Raw genomic sequence first — 17,105 nt, 5'->3', positions numbered from 1 at the left:
TGCTGGTCCACCTCGATGGTGGTGGTGCCGCCCCGGGCACCCGGGTCGTAGGTCAGGCCGGCCAGCGCCGGCACCGGGAACGGCTCGCTGCCGCCGATCTCGTGGTTGTTCACGAGCACCGACCCGTTGGGGCCGAGGAAGCAGCCGGTGCCGTCCGCGTCGCTCGGGGTGGCCTGCCCGGACTCCAGCAGGGTCACGCCCGCCTGGGCGACGATGGTGTACGAGAAGCCGGGCGGCAGGGCCAGCAGGCCGGCCGGGTCCGGCACGAGGTCGCCGTAGCCGACCGCCGGGCGGGTCGCGGCCCGGGCCGCCGGCGGGCCGGCGATGGCGTCCAGGCTGCCGGCCACCACGATGCCGAGGCCGGCGGCCGCGCCGCCGTGCAGCACGGCCCGTCGGGAGATGGGGGAGGAGGTCACGTCGTCGCCTTCCTGTTCACATCGTTGCTCAGGGCAAAGGCAAGTTCGGCCGGGGGAACGGCGTCCGGCGGGAATGGCCACCGTGGGATGAACAGTGGCCCAACGTCGGGTGCGCGCCGCGTACTGTGCCGGGCCCGCGCACGTCCGTTAGGGTTCCCTCGATCAGGTACGGCGGCGTCGGAGGGCGGACGGTGGGGAGGCTCGCGACGGCGTACCGGCAGGCGGTCGCTCTGCACCGGGAGGCCCTGCGCCGCTGGGAGGCCGCCCGGCGGGCGCTGGCCGCCGCCGGCCCGGCGCCCGTCGGCAGCCCCGAGCTGGTCGCCCGGCTGGCCCGGCTCGGCGGCGAGCTGGCCGGCCCCGTGCCCGGCACCGCCCGCGCCGCCACCCACCCCGTTCCGGTACGCCTCGGCGAGGCGACCACCGTGGACGGCGGCTTCCCGGTACTGGTGCCGCTGGGCGCCGGCGCCCACCTCGCGATCGACACCGACGCCCGGGATCCTCGGGTCGGCGAGCTGCTGCGGGCCCTCGTGGTGCGGCTGCTCGCCGCCGCGCCGGCCGGCACGGTCCGGGTGGCCGGCATCGACCCGGCCGCGTTCGGCGCCGCCTTCCTGCCGCTGCGCCCGCTGCTCGACGCGGGTGTGCTCGGCCCGGCCGCCACCACCGTCGCGGAGACGACCGCTCTGCTCGACGCGGCGGAACGGCACGCCCGGAGCGCCCAGGCGGCCGTGCCCGAGGACCGGGAGCTGCTGCTGCTGGTCGCCGCGTCCGCCCCGGCGCCGCGCGAGCTGGCGCGGCTCGCCGCGCTCACCCACGCCGGGCCCGCCGCGGCGGTCTGCGTGCTGCTGGCCGGTCATCCGGCCGCCGGGCCGGGCGAGGCCCCGCCGCTCGGCGCCACCACCCAGCTCCGGCTCAACGAGCGGTACGCCCTGGTCGGTGACCCGCCCGGCCGGCCGTTCAGCGCCGACGGCAGCGGGCTGGCCGCCCCGGTGGTGCTCGACGGCGACCCGTCCCACGCCGCCGTGACCGCGCTGGCCCGGCGGCTCGCCGAGGCCGCCCGCCGGGCCACCGCGGTCACCTTCGCCGACCTGCTGCCGGCCCGCCGCTGGGCCGAGTCGTCCGGCGCCGGCCTGCGGACCGTGCTCGGCCGCGCCGGGCGACAACTCCCGCTCGGCGCGTCTGACGCCGCCCCGCGACCTGGAGCCGTCGGCCGGGAACCCGTCACCGTGGCCTTCGACGACGCCACCCCGCACTGGCTGGTCGGCGGGCGCACCGGCGCCGGCAAGACGGTCTTCCTGCTCGACGTGCTCTACGGGCTGGCCGCCCGCTACTCCCCGGCCGAACTTCAGCTCCTCCTGCTCGACTTCAAGGAGGGGGTCAGCTTCACCGAATTCGTGCCCACCGAGCGGGACCCGTCCTGGCTGCCGCACGCCCGCGCGGTCGGCATCGAGTCCGACCGCGAGTACGGCGTGGCCGTGCTGCGCGAGCTGCGCGCCGAGCTGACCCGCCGCGCCGACCTGCTCAAGCGGCACGGCGTCAGCAAGCTCGCCGACCTGCCGCCGAACGCCCGGCCGCCCCGGATCGTCACCGTGGTCGACGAGTTCCACGTCCTGTTCGCCGGAAACGACCCGCTCGCCCGGCAGGCCGTCGACCTGCTCGAGGAGCTGGCCCGCAAGGGCCGCTCGTACGGCCTGCACCTGGTGCTGGCCAGCCAGAGCACCACCGGCATCGAGGCCCTCTACGGCCGGGCCGAGGCGATCTTCGGCCAGTTCCCGCTCCGGGTCGCCCTGCCCGGTGGAGGCGGAGTGCTCGACCCGCTCAACGACGCCGCGAAGACGCTGACCCTCGGCACCGCCGTGGTCAACACCGCCGGTGGCACGGCCGGCGCGGACACCGAGGTCCACTTCCCCGACGCGCACGCCGCCGCGGCCGAGCTCGCCGCCCTGCGCCACGAGCTGTTCGCCGCCCGGCCCGCCGGTGCCCGCCCACCCGCGGTGTTCCGCGGCTACGAGACCCCCCGGCTCGCCGACGACCCCACCTGGGCCGGCCTGGCCCCCGGCACCGAGCCGCCGCTCGCCCTGGTCGGGCGCACCGTCGACGTGGCCGGCAGCACCGCCGCGTTCCGCCTCGACGCGGCGCCCGGCCGACACCTCGCCGTGGTCGGCACCGCCGCCGCGGGGGCGGACGTGCTCCGCTCGGCCACGCTCGGCCTGGCCCGGCAGCACGCTCCCGCCACGGCCCGCTTCCTGTTCGCGCCGCTGGCGCCCGGGACCACGGAGACCGCCGACGACCTGGCGATGACCCTGGCCGCCACCGGCCACCCGGTCCGCCGCCTCGACGCGGCGGCGCTGCGCGCCCACCTCGCCGAGCTGGCCGGCGCGCCCGACCCGGGCGCCGGCCGGACCTACCTGGTGGTGTTCGGGATGGACGCCGCCGCCGGGGCGCTCGCCGCCACCGACCCGGAGACGTTCCGCTCCGGCCACGACGACCTGCGGGCGGTGCTGCGCCAGGGTCCGGGGCACGGGGTGCACGTGCTCGGCTGGTGGCGCGGGCTGCGCCGGCTCGCCGAGGACCTGGGCGGCAGCCAGAACCGCGACGACGTGGCCTGCCTGGTCGCGCTGAACGTGCCCGCCGCCGACCTCGGGCTCCACCTGGGCGCGCACGACCTCGGCTACGCCCCGCGCGACGGTCGGGCGCTGCTGGTCGACCGGCACGAGCACCGCACCGCCCTGGTCGTGCCCTACGCCGCCGACGGGGACGCGTCATGAGCGGGTTCGACGAGTACGCGGCCCTGCTGCGGGAGCTCTCCACCCGGCAGCGGGGCGGCGAGCGGGCGGTCGCCGCCGAGGCCGAACGCCGCCGCACCCTCCAGTCCACCGTGGACCGGCTCGGCCGGCGGCTCGCCGCCCAGGGGCAGCGCCTCGACCAGCTCGGCCAGGCCATCAACCTGCCGATGCGGTCGGTACCGGCCGAGGCCCCGAGCACCGCGGCGGTCCCCGTGGGCGCCCCGCAGGCGGGATCGACCTTGGCCGGCCCGGCTTCGATCCCGCCTGCCCAGGGATCGGCCGGGGGAGGGGCGGGTTCGACTGCATCAGTGGCGGGATCGGCCGGGCCTGCCGGCGGGACGGCCGCGCCGGTGCCGGCCGGCGCGGAGGCGCCCGGAACCGGGGGCGGGGTGACCGGCGGAACAGCCGCCGCGCCGGGGCCGCCGGGTGTCGGGGCGTATCCCGAGGGGACGGTGCCGGGACCCCGGGCGGGTGACCCGGCGACGGAGCTGGCCGCGGCCGGGCGGCTCGCCGACGAGGCCGACCGGCACGGGCAGCAGGCCGAGGCCCTGGCGCGGCGGCCCGTGCTGCTGCCCACCTGGTCGGCGCCGGCCCGGGCGGTCGCCGTCTACGCGGCCTGCGCGCTGGCCGGCTCGCTGCTCATGCTGGTGGCGCTGATCGGCTCGCCGCTGCCGGCCACCGGGCTCGACCTCGTGGCCGCCGTCTCGTGCGCCGGCGTCCCGCTGCTGTCCTTCCTGGCCGGACAGCTCGTGCTCGGGCGCTGGGGCCGCCCGGTGATCGGCGGCGAGACCCCGCCGGGGCGGTACGTGCCGCTCGGCTTCGTCATCTGCGCGCTGGTCGCGCCGTCGCTGTTCTGCGTCTACCTGGTGCTGTTCCGGCTGTTGAGCTGATCAGGGGACGGCGCGGACGCTCGCGTGGCGGACCAGTTGGGCGAAGCGGACGTCCGGGCACGGCCAGTCCTCGCCGCAGCCGCAGAGCCAGCGGGTGACCTTCCGGGGCGGATGAGCGAAGAGGATGTCGTCGGCGTCGTCCAGGTCCTGCCGCGACACGAAGGTCCGGCCCGTCTGGTCGGTGGGTGGAACGCCATGGGTGTCTCCCGGGCCGTGTGACACCCATGGTGTTCCACGGACCGCCGGCGGATCGTCGGGCTTGTCCATGATGGTCTCCTTGCCGGTCGCGAAGGGGCCAGGCGCGAGGGAACTGCGGGCACGCCACGGGCACGCCCGGCCGTCCAGGGGGACCGGCCGACCGGGCGCTCTGCGCGGGTGGGAACGACCAACTCGGGTTGCAGACCTGGGAGTCGGTCCATTCGAACTTTACACAACTAGTCACTTAAAGCAAGCGCGACATCACCTTACTTGTCATGAGAAGTGGCCCGTGATCGAATGGCGGTGCAGACCTGGGAGTACAGATGCCCGTCAAACCCAAGTGGGAACAGCTCGCGGACCACATTCGAAGCCAGATCGAGTCCGGTGACCTCGCGCCCGGCGATCAGTTGCCGTCCACGGCGCAGCTCAAGGAACAGCACGGCGTGTCGGCGACGGTCGTGCGCCAGGCGATCCTGGTCCTGCAGACGCAGGGATGGGTGCAGGGCGTGCACGGTCTGGGTGTGTTCGTGGCGGAGCGCTGATGCCGACCGGTCGAGCCCGGCGACGTGGGGAGGGCGCGTGAGCGCAGCGGACATCATCGCGAGGCTGGCGGCGGCGGCCCAGAAACTGGACGAGGCGAAGGCCAGGACGGCCGCCGCGGCCCAGGACGCCGCCGAGGCCCGGGCACTGGTGGCCGGTGCGCTGGAGGGCGTGGCGGCCGGACCGTTGCTCAACATGATCGACGCCTACCGGCAGGCACTGACCCACGCCGCGCAGGGCGGTGAGCCGGCCCGCCAGCACGTCCAGGAGACGATCGCCAAGGTCCAGGCGCTGGGGAGCTGAGCGCCGGCCGGTGAGGGTGGTCAGGGGTCGGTGAGGACGAGCCACTCGTCGTCGCGCCGGCTCACGGTCGTGTCGGGCGGCCAGACGTGGGTCACCGACGTCGAGGCACGGGCCTGGTCGACCAGTGGCCGGCGGGCGAACACCGCTCCCTCGAAGCGGGCCCGGCCGTGGAACACGGCCCGGCCGAAGTTGGCCGCCCCCTCGAAGCGGGCCCCCTCGAACCAGGCCTCCGCGCCGAACTCGGTCCAGCGGAACAGCGCCATGTCGGCGAACCGGGCCCGGCGGAAGCCCGCGTACCCCTCGAAGGTGACGTGCTCCACGGACAGCCCACCCAGGAACACCGCCTCGCGGAAGGTGGCGCTGCCGGCGAAGCGGGCCCGGTCGAAGCTGCTCGGCTGCCGCAGCGTGGTGCCGCGGAAGGAGACCTCCGCGAAACTCGTCCCCCGGCAGGCCAGCGCGCCGAGGTCGGCCCGGTCGAAGCTCACCCGGCCGGTGAAGCGGGCATCGTCCAGCACGACCTCCGCGTCACCGGTGAGGTCGTCGAACACCGCGTCGGCGAACTCGGCGGCCAGTCGCAGCCGGCCGTGCACGACCGCCTCGGCAAAGCTGGTGGTGCCGGTGCACACCGCGCCCGTGAGGTCGAGGTCCACCAGGGTGCAGCCGGTGGCGTCGAAGTCGTCCAGCCGGGCGCCGGTCAGGTCCAGTGCGATGCCGGGCCACCAGCCCTCCCGGTCCGCGCGGAGGTGCCGGGTGAGCATCCGCTGCGCGGTGCGCCGTACCTCGGTCTCGCGCGGGTCGTCGGGCGCCGGCATCCGGAGGTACGCGCAGAGCACCGCCACGATGGTCGGTCGCTGCACCGGGTTGTCCTGACCGAGCCGTTCCAGGGCGTGCAGGCCGCCGAGGCGTACCGCGGGGTTGTCGCTGCCGACCAGCTCGATGGCCCGGACGTAGAGCTCGGTGAGGCGCCGCTCGGCGGCATCGTGTTCCGCGGCCGCGGCCTGCCGATCCTGGTGCCGCTGACCGGCGTCGGCGACCGCCTCGGCGTGTTCCTGCACCCGGTCGCGGTGCGCCTGATCGCGGGCGGCGACGGCCTCCTGGTGCCGCTGCCCGCGCTCGTTGATCCACTGTCGACGGGCGGCGAGCAGCAGCGCCAGCCCGCCGCCGGTGCCGGCGACCACGGTGAGACCGGTGCGGATGGCGTCGACGCGCAGCGTGGCCCGGGTGTCGGGTTGGGCGGCCCGGTCGGCCTCGGCGAGCAGCCAGTCCAGCACGAGCCAGCCGAGCAGCACGGCGAGCAGCAGCCCGAGCAGCGCCAACCACCAGGGCATCACCCGGAGCGGCTTCTCCGGCGGCGGTGGGGCGGACACGGCGCCCAGCATGCCATCCGTGCCCGGCTGCCGGGGGACCTGCGGAGGGCCCCACCCGTCTGTCCTAATTGCCGATTCGTGCGTCCTGCGGAACAACGGGTTACCACCGCGTAACTTTCCATTGACGTGTGTGAAATCGGACACGCATCATCGTTTCCACGATCGATCGGATCCCCCCACCCGTCCTCCCGGCTCACCGGGGCCTCCCACCGGAGGTGCAGCCCATGCTGCTCCGAACGATCCTGGCCGCCACCACCGCCGTCACCGTCCTGCTCGTCCCGGCCACCGCCGCCCACGCCGAGCCCACCACCACCAGCGAGACCACCACCGCGAGCGCCACCACCACCAGCGCGGCCGAGGCCGCCACGGCCGGAGCCACCAGCCTCGCCGCCGCCGGCGCCAACCCGGTCGTCGTCGTCGGCGGACTGATCGGAATCTCCATCGCCTACGAGCCGATCGCCGCCCGGCTGCGTGCCGACGGCTACCGGGTCTCCATCTACCAGTTGCCGAACCTCGGCTTCGGCGACATCCGCGAGTCCGCCCGGGCCCTGTCGTCCTACGTGGACCAGGTCCGGGCCGCGACCGGGGCGGCCAAGGTGGACCTGGTCACCCACTCCGAGGGCGGGCTGGTCTCCCGCTGGTACGTCAAGTTCCTCGGCGGCGCCGGCAAGGTCGACCACTACGTCAGCCTCGGCAGCCCGCAACAGGGCACCTACGTCGCCAACATCATCAACTTCCTGGTGCTGGGCAGCTGTGCGGGCATCGTCGCCTGCCAGCAGATGTCCATCGGGTCCAGCTTCCTCACCGACCTCAACGCCGGCGACGACACCCCGGGCACGGTCCGCTGGACCACCGTCCGGACCTGGCAGGACGAACTGGTCCGCCCGGTCGACAACGCCGCCCTCGCCGACGGCGCCACCAACGTCCTGGTGCAGGCGTGGTGCCCGCTGCGGATCGTCGGTCACCTGGGCCTGGTCCTCGACGGCACCACGTACACGGTCGTCCGGCAGGCGCTCGCGGACGCCGCGATCCGGCCCAACTGCTTCGCGGTCTGACCATGGGCCCGGGCTCGACGGTCGCCGCGCGCCGGCGGCCGTCGAGCCCGCCCGTCACTCGGTGGTCCGGCCGAGGATGAGATCGGCCGCCCGCCAGGCCAGCGCGGTCACCGGCGCGCTGGTCCAGCCCGACACCAGCACCGGCAGCACCGACGCGTCGACGACCCGCAGTCCGGTCACCCCGCGTACCCGGAGCTGGGGGTCGACGATGTGGTCGTCGGTCGACCCCATGGCGCAGGTCCCGATGGCGTGGTAGCCGCAGTAGCCGTGCGCCCGCCCGGCCTCGATGATCTCCTCGTCCGTCTGGATCGCCGGTCCGGGCAGGGTCTCCGCCACGATCCGCTTGGCGATCGGCCCGGTGGCGAACAGCTCCCGCATCCGGCGGAACGCGTCCACGGCAACCCGGCGGTCGTGCGCGGTGGCGAAGTAGTTCGCCACGATCGCCGGCGGCGTGCGGGGGTCGGGGCCGGTGACGGCGAGGCTGCCCTCGCTGTCGGGCCGGGTCACCGTGCCGAGGCAGAGCAGGCCCGGCTCCCGCTCCAGCTCCAGCGCCCGGCCGGGACGCGGCGGCGCCGCCGAGAAGGGCGCCATGAGCAGGTGGACGTCCGGGCGGTCCAGCTCCGGACGGGACTTGACGTGGGCCGCGACGTCCATCACCGGCAGGGCGAGCGGACCGCGGCGGGTGAGCAGGTAGCGCAGGGCGGCGCGGGCCTGCCCCAGCGGGGTGCCGAGCCGCGGGTTGTAGCCGCCCGGCTCGGCGAGCCGGTACTGCACCGGGATCGGCCGGTGTTCCCGCAGGCCCGCACCCACCCGGGGCCGGTCGAGCAGCACCGGGACGCCGGCGGCGCGTAGGGTGTCGGCCGGCCCGATGCCGGAGACCTGCAGCAGCTGCGGGGTGGCGAGGGCGCCCGCGGCGAGGATCACCTCGGCAGCCGCCCGGTGGTCGACCTCCCCGCCTCCGTGGGCGACCCGTACGCCGACCGCCCGGCCGTCCTCGACCAGCACGCGCAGCGCGACCGTGTCGACCGCGACGGTCAGGTTCGGCCGGTCCCGTACCGGATGCAGGAAGGCGTCGGCGGCGTTGACCCGGCGCCCGGCGTGGATGGTGGCCGTCACGTAGCCGATCCGCTCGCCGTCGCCGGCGTCGAGGTCGTCGACCCGGCGCCAGCCCAGCTCCTCCCCGGTCTCCAGCATCTCCTCACAGAGCGGGTCGGTGCCGGTGGCGACGGACAGGCGCACCGGGTTGCCGGTGCCGCGCGACGGGTGGTCCGCCAGCCGCTCGAAGATGGGCCGCATGGTCGACCAGCCCCAGCCGAGGGGCGCCAGCGCGTCCCACTCCGGCGCCGCGCCGCGGCTCCAGATCATGCCGTTGATCGAGGTCGAGCCGCCCACCATCCGGCCGCGCTGCCAGGTCTCCCGGCGCCCCGGCGCGACGGTCGCCGGATAGTGCCAGGCGGTGCGCGGGTCGTCCATCAGCCGGGCGAACGCCTTGGGCACGCGGACGAATGGGCTGCGGTCCCAGCCGCCCGCCTCGATGAGCAGCACCCGGGTGCCGGGGTCCTCGGTGAGCCGGTTGGCCAGCACGCACCCGGCCGCTCCGGCACCGACGACGACATAGTCGAAACCGTCCACTCCGGACCCCCACTCGTCCCGGGCGTGAGAATCCCTCTGACGGTAGCGGTTCGATCACCCTACGGAAAGGGCCGGCTCAGGTCGCCTTGGCGAGCGCCTCGAACTCGTCGTCGGTGAGCCGCACCTCGGCCGCGGCCACGTTCTCCTCCAGGTGCGCCACGGAGGACGTACCCGGGATGGGCAGCATGACCGGCGACCGGCGCAACAGCCAGGCGAGGGCGAGCTGCGCGGGCGTCGCGCCGTGGTCGGTGGAGATCGCGTCCAGCGGGCCGCCCGGCCGGGCCAGGTTGCCGGTGGCGATGGGGAACCAGGGGATGAACCCCAGGTCGTTGCGCTCGCAGTGCTCCAGCACGTCCTCCGCGCTGCGGTCGGCGAGGTTGTAGAGGTTCTGCACCGAGACGATCGGGGTGATCCGTTGGGCCGCCTCGATCTGCTCGACGGTCACCTCGGAGAGCCCGATGTGCCGCACCTTCCCCTCCTGCCGGAGCAGCGCCAGCTCGCCGAGCTGGTCCTCCAGCGGCACCTTCTCGTCGATCCGGTGCAGCTGGTAGAGCGGGATGCAGTCCAGGCCCAGGTGGCGCAGGCTCAGCTCGCACTGCTGGCGCAGGTACTCGGGGCGGCCCACCGGCCGCCAGTCGCCGGGGCCGGAGCGGGTCAGCCCGGCCTTGGTCGCGATGACCAGGTCCTCGGCGTACGGGTGCAGCGCCTCCCTGATCAGCAGCTCGCTGACGAAGGGGCCGTAGGAGTCGGCGGTGTCGATGAAGGTCACGCCCAGCTCGTACGCCCGGCGCAGCACCCGCACGGCCTCGGCCGGGTCCTTCGGATCGCCCCAGACCCCCGGGCCGGTGAGCTGCATGGCCCCGTAGCCGAGCCGGTCGACCTGGAGGTCACCGCCGATCCGGTAGGTGCCCGAGGCCTTCGCGGGCCCGGTGTTGGTCGCCATGGCGGTCCTCCTGCGCGTCGTCGTCGGCGGCGGTCACCGCCCCGACCGGAAGTCTTTCCCGGGAAACGCCGTCGCCAACGTCCCCCGCCGGGCGTTTCCACCGCCGGCCGAAGCCGGGCACGACCCCGCCGGGGCGGGACGAACGGCCCAGCGGGTCGGCAACCCGGCCGGTCGGGCGGGCAGTTGCGGCGAGCGACCCCGGCGGCGGCGCCCGCCGTGCGACGCTGGGCGGGACGGTGGTCTGGAGGTGCGCATGGCCGCGACGCCACGGCTCGACTTCGCGCTCGACACGTACGAGTGCATCGTGCTCTACCCGGGACCGTCGGGCCGGGCGCTGCCGGAGGAGACCGTGCAACGGCTCCAGGCCGAGCACCTGCGGCACGTCCAGGCGCTGCAACGGCGGGGCATCGTCCTGGTCGACGGCTCGGTCGACGGCCCGGCCCGCGAGCCGGACCCGCCGATCGGCTTCGGCCTGGCCCGCACCGGCTCGGTCGACGACGTCCGCAGCGTGATGGAGGCCGACCCGGCCGTGCAGGCCGGGCTCTACCGGGTCGAGGTGCTCACCTTCCTCTGCCCGGCCGGCTCGCTGGAGTTCCCGCTCGCCAAGACGCAGAGCTGACCGTCGTCCGGGCGACCGCGGGGGCACCCCGCGTGGTGTCACAGTCCCGCGCAGTGCCCACCCCGGCCGCTCGCGCCCCGGGTCCCCGGCGGCGCACGCCGTCGCCCGGGCGGCGCCGGTCGATCTCCCGGGAGCACCCGGTCGAGGGATAAACGCGAGCGGTACGATTTCCGCCGCGCGGTCGCCGATGCCCGCCACACACGACGTCCCCCGGTGCGGTGCCACCCCGCCCGCCGGCGCGGGTATCGCGCGTCGTTGGACAACTGTTCCGCAGTCCGAAAGGGGTCGGCCGGCAGGTCGACCCGGAGGAGAGACTAGCCTGATGGGCGTGACACGCCGCGCGAAGATCGTCTGCACACTCGGCCCCGCCACCTCGTCCCCCGAGCGCATCCGGGGTCTGGTCGAGGCGGGCATGAACGTGGCGAGGCTCAACTTCAGCCACGGCAGTCACGAGGACCACGAAACGGTCTACCGGCTGGTCCGGGAGGCGGCCGAGGCGGCCGGGCAGCCGGTCGCGGTGCTCGCCGACCTCCAGGGTCCCAAGATCCGCCTCGGCCGGTTCGCCGAGGGCCCGCACGAGTGGCGCACCGGCGACTCGGTGGTCATCACCGGCGACGACATCGTCGGCACCAAGGAGCGGGTCTCCTGCACCTACCGCAAGCTGCCGCAGGAGGTGAAGCCGGGCGACCGGCTGCTGATCGACGACGGCCGGGTCGCGGTCGAGGTCAGCGACGTCACCGGCAACGACATCCGCGTCCTGGTCACCGAGGGCGGCCCGGTCTCCAACAACAAGGGCGTCTCGCTGCCGAACGTGGCGGTCAGCGTCCCGGCCCTGTCCGAGAAGGACGCCGAGGACCTGCGCTTCGCCCTGGGCCTGGGCGTCGACCTGATCGCGCTCTCCTTCGTCCGCTCGCCCGAGGACATCAAGCTGGTCCACTCGATCATGGCCGAGGAGGGCGTCCTCCGCCCGGTGCTGGCCAAGGTCGAGAAGCCCGAGGCGGTCGACCACCTCGAGGCGATCGTGCTCGCCTTCGACGGGGTCATGGTGGCCCGCGGCGACCTCGGCGTCGAGCTGCCGCTGGACCAGGTGCCGCTGGTGCAGAAGCGCGCCGTGCAGCTCTGCCGGGAGAACGCCAAGCCGGTCATCGTGGCCACCCAGATGCTCGACTCCATGATCGAGAACTCGCGCCCCACCCGCGCCGAGGCCTCCGACGTGGCCAACGCGGTGCTCGACGGCGCGGACGCCGTGATGCTCTCCGGCGAGACCAGCGTCGGCAGGTACCCGGTGCTCACCGTCAGCACCATGGCGAAGATCATCACCACCACCGAGGCCGGCTCGATCGGCGTGCCGCGGCTGCAGCACGACCCGCGTACCCACGGTGGCGCGCTCACGGTCGCCGCCTCCTCGATCGCCCGGGCCATCGGCGCCAAGGCCATGGTCGCCTTCTCGCAGACCGGCGACACCGTCAAGCGGCTCGCCCGGCTGCACTGCGACCTGCCGCTGCTGGCCTTCACCCCGGTGCCCGAGGTGCGCAACCAGCTCGCCCTCTCCTGGGGCGTGGAGACCTTCCTGATGCCCTTCGTCGAGCACACCGACGACATGTTCCGCCAGGTCGACCAGGCGCTGCTCGGCCTCAACCGGGCCAACCCCGGCGACTACGTGGTGATCGTGGCGGGCAGCCCGCCCGGCACCCCCGGCTCCACCAACACGCTGCGCGTACACCAGCTGGGTTCGCTGGTCGACGCGGCGTCCGCGCGGGCCCTTCAGTGAGCGCGAGGAGTGAGCCGGGCCTGCGAGCCCCGCAGTCGCGAACAGAGGTGACGCAGTGAGTTCGGCGGCGACGGGGCAGGCCGCGGTCGACCAGCTCCTGGAGGTGCTGGACCTCGACCACACCGGTGAGATGACCTTCCGCGGGATCAGCCCGCCGGTGGGCCCGCAGCGCGTGTACGGCGGCCAGGTCGCCGGCCAGGCCCTGGTCGCCGCCGGGCGCACCGTCGACCCGGAGCGCTTCGTGCACTCCCTGCACGGCTACTTCGTCCGCCCCGGTGACCCCGCCGAGCCGATCGAATACCAGGTGGAGAACGTCCGGGACGGCCGCTCCTTCTCGGTGCGCCGCTCCGTGGCGCTCCAGCACGACAAGCCGATCTTCTTCATGTCGGCCTCGTTCCAGCGGCAGGAGGAGGGCCTGGACCACCACGCGCCGGTCCCGCCCGACGTGCCGGCCCCGGACGACGTCCCGACCATGACCGACCGGCTCTCCCGCTACCCGGAGCGGCTCGGCATCTGGGGCCAGATCCCGCGCCCCATCGACGTCCGCTACGTCGGCGAGCCCGGCTGGGTACGCCCCGGCGACCGCCCCGCCGAACCGCACCAGCGGGTCTGGATGCGCCTCGACGGCAAGCTCCCCGACGACCCGCTGCTGCACGCCTGCGCCCTCACCTACGCCTCCGACCTGACCCTGCTCGACTCGGTGCTGTCGGTGCACGGCGAGGTGTGGGGGCCCGGGGGAGTGGTGGGCGCCAGCCTCGACCACGCGCTCTGGTTCCACCGGTCGTTCCGCGCCGACGAGTGGTTCCTCTACGACTGCTGGAGCCCGTCCGCGTCCGGCGCCCGGGGCCTGGCCACGGGCCGGATGTTCACCACCGACGGCCGGCACATCGCCAGCGCCGTGCAGGAGGGGCTGCTGCGCCGGGTCGGCGCCTGACGGGCAACCGTGACCGTTCGGCCGAGGGTCGGGAATCCGGCCGGCTGACCAGGCGACTAACCTTGCCGGCATGCGCCTCTCCGCCCGGGTCGACTACGCCCTCCGCGCGGCCGCCGAGCTGGCCTCGGTCGCCGACGGCGTGACCGTCGGGCGGAGCCGGCCGGTGACCGCCGAGCAGATCGCCCGCGCCCAGGAGATCCCGCCGAAGTTCCTGGAGAGCATCCTGCTCCAGCTGCGCCGGGGCGGCATCGTGCACGCCCAGCGCGGCCCCGAGGGCGGCTACTGGCTGGCCCGGCCCGCGTCGGAGATCTCCCTCGCCGAGGTGATCCGGGTCATCGACGGCCCGCTGGCGCACGTCCGCGGCCAGCGCCCGGAGCAGCTCGGCTACCACGGCGCGGCGCGCGCCCTGCAGGACGTGTGGATCGCGCTGCGGGCCAGCGAGCGGGAGATCCTCGAACTGGTCACCATCGCCGACGTGGCCAGCGGCAGCCTGCCCGGGCGGGTCAACGAGCTGGCCGCCGACCCCAGCGCCTGGAGCTGACGCCCCGGTCGAGGGCCGCCGCCACCAGGTAGGTCCGCTTGCCCTCGCGCAGGTCGTCGCCGGCCGGCCTGCCGGTGCGCTCGGCGTCCCGGCGCCGCCGTCCCGCGCGCCCGCCGCGCCGTCCGGCGCGTCTGATCAACCGGATGGAGGACTTGACCGGAGCGCCGCCGTGCCGCATTGTCGACCAAGTCGATAGGAGATGCCGAAAAGTCAGGGGGCGCTCGTGCGCAAGCTGCTGGTCCTCGCCCTCGTCGGGCTCGCCGCGCAACTGGTCGACGGCGCGCTCGGCATGGCGTACGGGCTGACCTCCTCGACCCTGCTGCTCTTCGCCGGGGTGGCGCCAGCCGCCGCGTCCGCCTCGGTGCACCTGGCCGAGATCGGCACCACCCTGGCCGCCGGTGTCTCGCACTGGCGGTTCGGCAACGTCGACTGGCGGGTGGTGAGCCGGATCGCGCTGCCCGGCGCGGTCGGCGCGTTCGCCGGCGCCACCTTCCTCAGCTCCATCTCCACCGAGTCCGCCGCGCCGTGGATGGCCGCCATCCTGTTCAGCCTCGGCGCCTACCTGCTGGTCCGCTTCTCTCGGCCGCTGCGCGCCAACCGGGCCGCCGGCCGGCTGCGCAGCCGCTTCCTGGCCCCGCTCGGCCTGTTCGCCGGCTTCGTCGACGCCACCGGCGGTGGCGGCTGGGGCCCGGTCGCCACCCCGGCCCTGCTGGTCTCCGGCCGGATGGAGCCGCGCAAGGTGATCGGCTCGGTGGACACCTCCGAGTTCCTGGTGGCCGGCGCGGCCAGCATCGGCTTCCTCATCGGCCTCGGCTCCGAGGGCTTCCTGCTGCCCACCGTGGCCGCGCTGCTGATCGGCGGCCTGATCGCCGCGCCGATCGCCGCCTGGCTGGTCCGGATCGTCCCCGCCCAGTTGCTCGGCGCCGTCATCGGCGGCGTGATCGTGCTGACCAACACCCGCACCCTGCTGCGCGCCGGCGAACTGGGCGGCCCGGTCCCGGCCCTGGCCTACACGGTGCTCGGCGCCGGCTGGCTGGTCGCCCTGGTGCTGGCCGCCCGGGCGCTGCGCCGCACCCGCCGGGCCCGCGCCGTCGCCGAGGCCGCCCTCGCCGCCGCGCCGGCCGCCGAGGCGCCGGCCGCCGCCGAGCCCGAGGAACCGCGCAAACTCGCCGCCGCCGTCGAGGGCTGACCCGAGGCGGACGCCCTCCCCGAGCCCGAGCCTGGGTCTTGCACTTTGTGCCTGCCTGGTGGGGGCTTTCGCCCCTTCGGTCGGGGCGGCAACTGCAAGATCGCGGGGGGAGGGGCGCTCGGGCCTCGCCGGCGTGAGCACCGTGCCCGCGCCGAACATCTACCTGCGCTGAACGCGCAGGCACCGGATCGCCGGCCGCGGAATCCGCTCCGCCGGCGACCCGGTGCACCACACCGCAGCATTCCCGACCCGTCCCGACCGGGAATGCCGTACCACCACCGGCACCAACGTTAGGTGGGCTGCGCGACGGTGGGGTGACGCGGCTATGAAGAGCGTGTTTCAGCCCTTCCGGCGCAGGCCACCGGCCACCTTGTCGGCGATCAGCTCGAACGAGCGGACCCGGTCGGCCACGTCGTAGACCATCGTGGTGAGCATCAGCTCGTCGGCGCCGGTGCGCTCCAGCAGCCCGCCGAGCTGCCGGGCCACCGTCTCCGGCGAACCGGTCGCCTGACCCTCCCGGCGCTGGACCACGAACTCCCGCTCCAGCTCCGAGTACGGGTAGGCCGCCGCCTCCTCCGGACTGACCAGCGGCTCCGGCCGCCCCGACCGCAGCTTCAGGAAGGACAGCCCGGCCGGGCCGGCCAGCCACTCCGCCCGCTCGTCGGTCTCCGCGCAGACCGCGTTGACCGCCACCATGGCGTACGGCTGCTCCAGCCACTGCGACGGCCGGAAGCTCTGCCGGTAGAGCTGGAGCGCGGGAATGGTGTTCTGCGCGCTGAAGTGGTGCGCGAACGAGAACGGCAGCCCGAGCAGCCCCGCCAGCTGGGCGCTGAACCCGCTCGACCCGAGCAGCCACACCGTCGGCGACTGCCCCCGCCCGGGGGTCGCGGTGATCGGGCCCGGCTCCGCGCCGCTGAAGTAGTTCATGAGGTCGGCCAGCTCGCGCGGAAAGTGCTCCGCCGACAGCCCCTCCATGGTCCGGCGCAGCGCCAGAGCGGTCACCTGGTCGGTGCCCGGCGCGCGGCCGATGCCCAGGTCGATCCGGCCCGGGTGCAGCGCCTCCAGGGTGCCGAACTGCTCCGCCACCACCAGCGGGGCGTGGTTGGGCAGCATCACTCCGCCGGACCCCAGCCGGATCGTCGAGGTGTGCGCCGCCAGGTGCGCCAGCAGCACCGCCGGCGCGGAGCTGGCGATCGCCGGCATGTTGTGGTGCTCGGCCACCCAGAACCGGCGGTAGCCCAGCTCCTCGGTGCGGCGGGCCAGCTCGGTGGTGTGCCGCAGCGCCTCGCCGGCGCTGCCGGTGGCGGCCACCGGCGCAAGATCAAGAACAGACAAGGGTACGTCGATCACGGCACTGATCAACCCGCCCCGCGCCGGATTTGTTCCCCTCGGTGCGTCAGCCCATACCGCGCGCCTGCTCGAAGATCAGGCTCGTCTGGGTGTGCTGCACCGCCGGGTCCACCGCCAGGTGGTCGAGCACGAAGTCCCGCAGCGCGTCCCCGGACGCCGCCCGCACGTGCAGCACGTAGTCCTCCGCGCCCGCCACGTGGAACACCGACACCACCCCCGGCAGCCGCACCGACCGGGCCCGGAACGCGTCCACCGCCGCCCGCTCGTGCGCCGCCAGCCGCACCGACACCAGCGCCTGCAACGGCAGCCCCACCGCCGCCGGGTCCACCTCCGCGTGGAACCCCCGGATCGCACCGCACTCGCGCAACGCCCGGGTCCGCGTCAGGCACGTCGACGGCGCCACCCCCACCCGCTCGGCCAGGGCGTTGTTCGGCAGCCGGCCGTCCGCCGCCAGTTCGGCCAGGATCGCGCGGTCCACATCGTCCAGCGCCGCGAACGGCCGTACATCATTCGGTGCGACAGGCATGCAACCATCCTTCCCCGAACTTCCCTCCCTCGGAAGGGCTGTATTCAG

The 17,105-nt window shown here is 74.8% G+C and carries 17 protein-coding genes; 10 read left to right on the top strand and 7 right to left on the bottom strand.

Going from position 1 to position 17,105, the window contains the following annotated elements:
• Positions 1-416 (bottom strand): alkaline phosphatase PhoX (locus ABZV78_RS20320; protein ID WP_355640661.1); only part of this gene is annotated, 416 nt, incomplete at its 3' end.
• 191 nt (positions 417-607) lie between these two features.
• Here ABZV78_RS20320 and ABZV78_RS20315 point away from each other — a divergent pair.
• Both ABZV78_RS20315 and ABZV78_RS20310 read left to right on the top strand, forming a co-directional pair.
• Positions 608-3,181 (top strand): FtsK/SpoIIIE domain-containing protein, encoded by a 2,574-nt coding sequence (locus ABZV78_RS20315; protein ID WP_355640657.1) that lies wholly within the window; start codon positions 608-610, stop codon positions 3,179-3,181.
• The gene (locus ABZV78_RS20310; protein ID WP_355640656.1) at positions 3,178-4,089 is read left to right on the top strand and encodes a hypothetical protein; all 912 of its coding nucleotides are present in this window, start codon (positions 3,178-3,180) and stop codon (positions 4,087-4,089) included. Before ABZV78_RS20315 ends, ABZV78_RS20310 begins: the two co-directional genes overlap by 4 nt.
• Here the strand turns inward: ABZV78_RS20310 and ABZV78_RS20305 are convergent, their stop codons facing one another.
• Positions 4,090-4,356 carry a hypothetical protein gene (locus ABZV78_RS20305; RefSeq protein ID WP_355640654.1) on the bottom strand — a complete coding sequence of 89 codons (267 nt, stop codon included), beginning with the start codon at positions 4,354-4,356 and terminating at the stop codon, positions 4,090-4,092.
• A gap of 254 nt (positions 4,357-4,610) precedes the next feature.
• Between ABZV78_RS20305 and ABZV78_RS20300 the strand changes: the two genes are divergently transcribed.
• Entirely contained in the window at positions 4,611-4,829 is a 219-nt protein-coding gene (locus ABZV78_RS20300) for a winged helix-turn-helix domain-containing protein (RefSeq protein WP_355640652.1), read from the top strand.
• 37 nt (positions 4,830-4,866) lie between these two features.
• On the top strand, positions 4,867-5,130 hold the full coding sequence (locus ABZV78_RS20295) for a DUF6244 family protein (protein WP_355640651.1): 264 nt from the start codon (positions 4,867-4,869) through the stop codon (positions 5,128-5,130).
• 20 nt (positions 5,131-5,150) lie between these two features.
• Here the strand turns inward: ABZV78_RS20295 and ABZV78_RS20290 are convergent, their stop codons facing one another.
• Positions 5,151-6,497: a pentapeptide repeat-containing protein gene (locus ABZV78_RS20290; protein ID WP_355640650.1), complete on the bottom strand. Its 1,347-nt coding sequence runs from the start codon at positions 6,495-6,497 to the stop codon at positions 5,151-5,153.
• A gap of 224 nt (positions 6,498-6,721) precedes the next feature.
• On the opposite strand from ABZV78_RS20290, the gene ABZV78_RS20285 reads away from it, so the two are divergent.
• Complete coding sequence (locus ABZV78_RS20285; RefSeq protein WP_355640648.1) at positions 6,722-7,552, top strand: alpha/beta fold hydrolase; 831 nt, start codon at positions 6,722-6,724, stop codon at positions 7,550-7,552.
• Between the two features lie 54 nt (positions 7,553-7,606).
• Here ABZV78_RS20285 and ABZV78_RS20280 read toward each other — a convergent pair whose 3' ends face one another.
• Both ABZV78_RS20280 and ABZV78_RS20275 read right to left on the bottom strand, forming a co-directional pair.
• Positions 7,607-9,184 (bottom strand): GMC family oxidoreductase N-terminal domain-containing protein, encoded by a 1,578-nt coding sequence (locus tag ABZV78_RS20280; protein ID WP_355640646.1) that lies wholly within the window; start codon positions 9,182-9,184, stop codon positions 7,607-7,609.
• A 76-nt stretch (positions 9,185-9,260) separates the two neighbouring features.
• Entirely contained in the window at positions 9,261-10,127 is an 867-nt protein-coding gene (locus tag ABZV78_RS20275) for an aldo/keto reductase (RefSeq protein WP_355640644.1), read from the bottom strand.
• Positions 10,128-10,380: 253 nt separating this feature from the next.
• Between ABZV78_RS20275 and ABZV78_RS20270 the strand changes: the two genes are divergently transcribed.
• The 5 genes from ABZV78_RS20270 to ABZV78_RS20250 all read left to right on the top strand — a co-directional run bounded on the left by ABZV78_RS20270 (position 10,381) and on the right by ABZV78_RS20250 (position 15,181).
• A complete protein-coding gene (locus tag ABZV78_RS20270; protein ID WP_355640642.1) occupies positions 10,381-10,746 on the top strand; it encodes a YciI family protein in 366 nt (121 codons plus the stop codon).
• Positions 10,747-11,068: 322 nt separating this feature from the next.
• Entirely contained in the window at positions 11,069-12,517 is a 1,449-nt protein-coding gene (gene pyk, locus ABZV78_RS20265) for a pyruvate kinase (RefSeq protein WP_355640640.1), read from the top strand.
• 55 nt (positions 12,518-12,572) lie between these two features.
• Positions 12,573-13,451, top strand: a complete 879-nt coding sequence (locus tag ABZV78_RS20260) for an acyl-CoA thioesterase II (protein WP_355640638.1) — start codon at positions 12,573-12,575, stop codon at positions 13,449-13,451.
• Positions 13,452-13,521: 70 nt separating this feature from the next.
• Complete coding sequence (locus ABZV78_RS20255) at positions 13,522-13,992, top strand: Rrf2 family transcriptional regulator (RefSeq protein WP_355640636.1); 471 nt, start codon at positions 13,522-13,524, stop codon at positions 13,990-13,992.
• 223 nt (positions 13,993-14,215) lie between these two features.
• Complete coding sequence (locus tag ABZV78_RS20250; protein WP_355640634.1) at positions 14,216-15,181, top strand: sulfite exporter TauE/SafE family protein; 966 nt, start codon at positions 14,216-14,218, stop codon at positions 15,179-15,181.
• A 339-nt stretch (positions 15,182-15,520) separates the two neighbouring features.
• Here the strand turns inward: ABZV78_RS20250 and ABZV78_RS20245 are convergent, their stop codons facing one another.
• Together ABZV78_RS20245 and ABZV78_RS20240 are read right to left on the bottom strand one after the other, a co-directional pair.
• Positions 15,521-16,531, bottom strand: coding sequence for an LLM class flavin-dependent oxidoreductase (locus ABZV78_RS20245; RefSeq protein ID WP_355640632.1), 1,011 nt, complete (start codon positions 16,529-16,531; stop codon positions 15,521-15,523).
• Positions 16,532-16,577: 46 nt separating this feature from the next.
• Complete coding sequence (locus ABZV78_RS20240) at positions 16,578-17,057, bottom strand: Lrp/AsnC family transcriptional regulator (protein ID WP_189195205.1); 480 nt, start codon at positions 17,055-17,057, stop codon at positions 16,578-16,580.
• Between the last annotated feature and the right edge of the window lie 48 nt (positions 17,058-17,105).

The sequence above is a fragment of the Micromonospora sp. NPDC004540 genome, assembly GCF_040610095.1.
In the GTDB taxonomy this organism is placed as follows: domain Bacteria; phylum Actinomycetota; class Actinomycetes; order Mycobacteriales; family Micromonosporaceae; genus Micromonospora.
The sequence above is the reverse complement of the archived record's forward strand: the minus strand, read 5'-3'. Positions and strand labels throughout refer to the sequence as shown.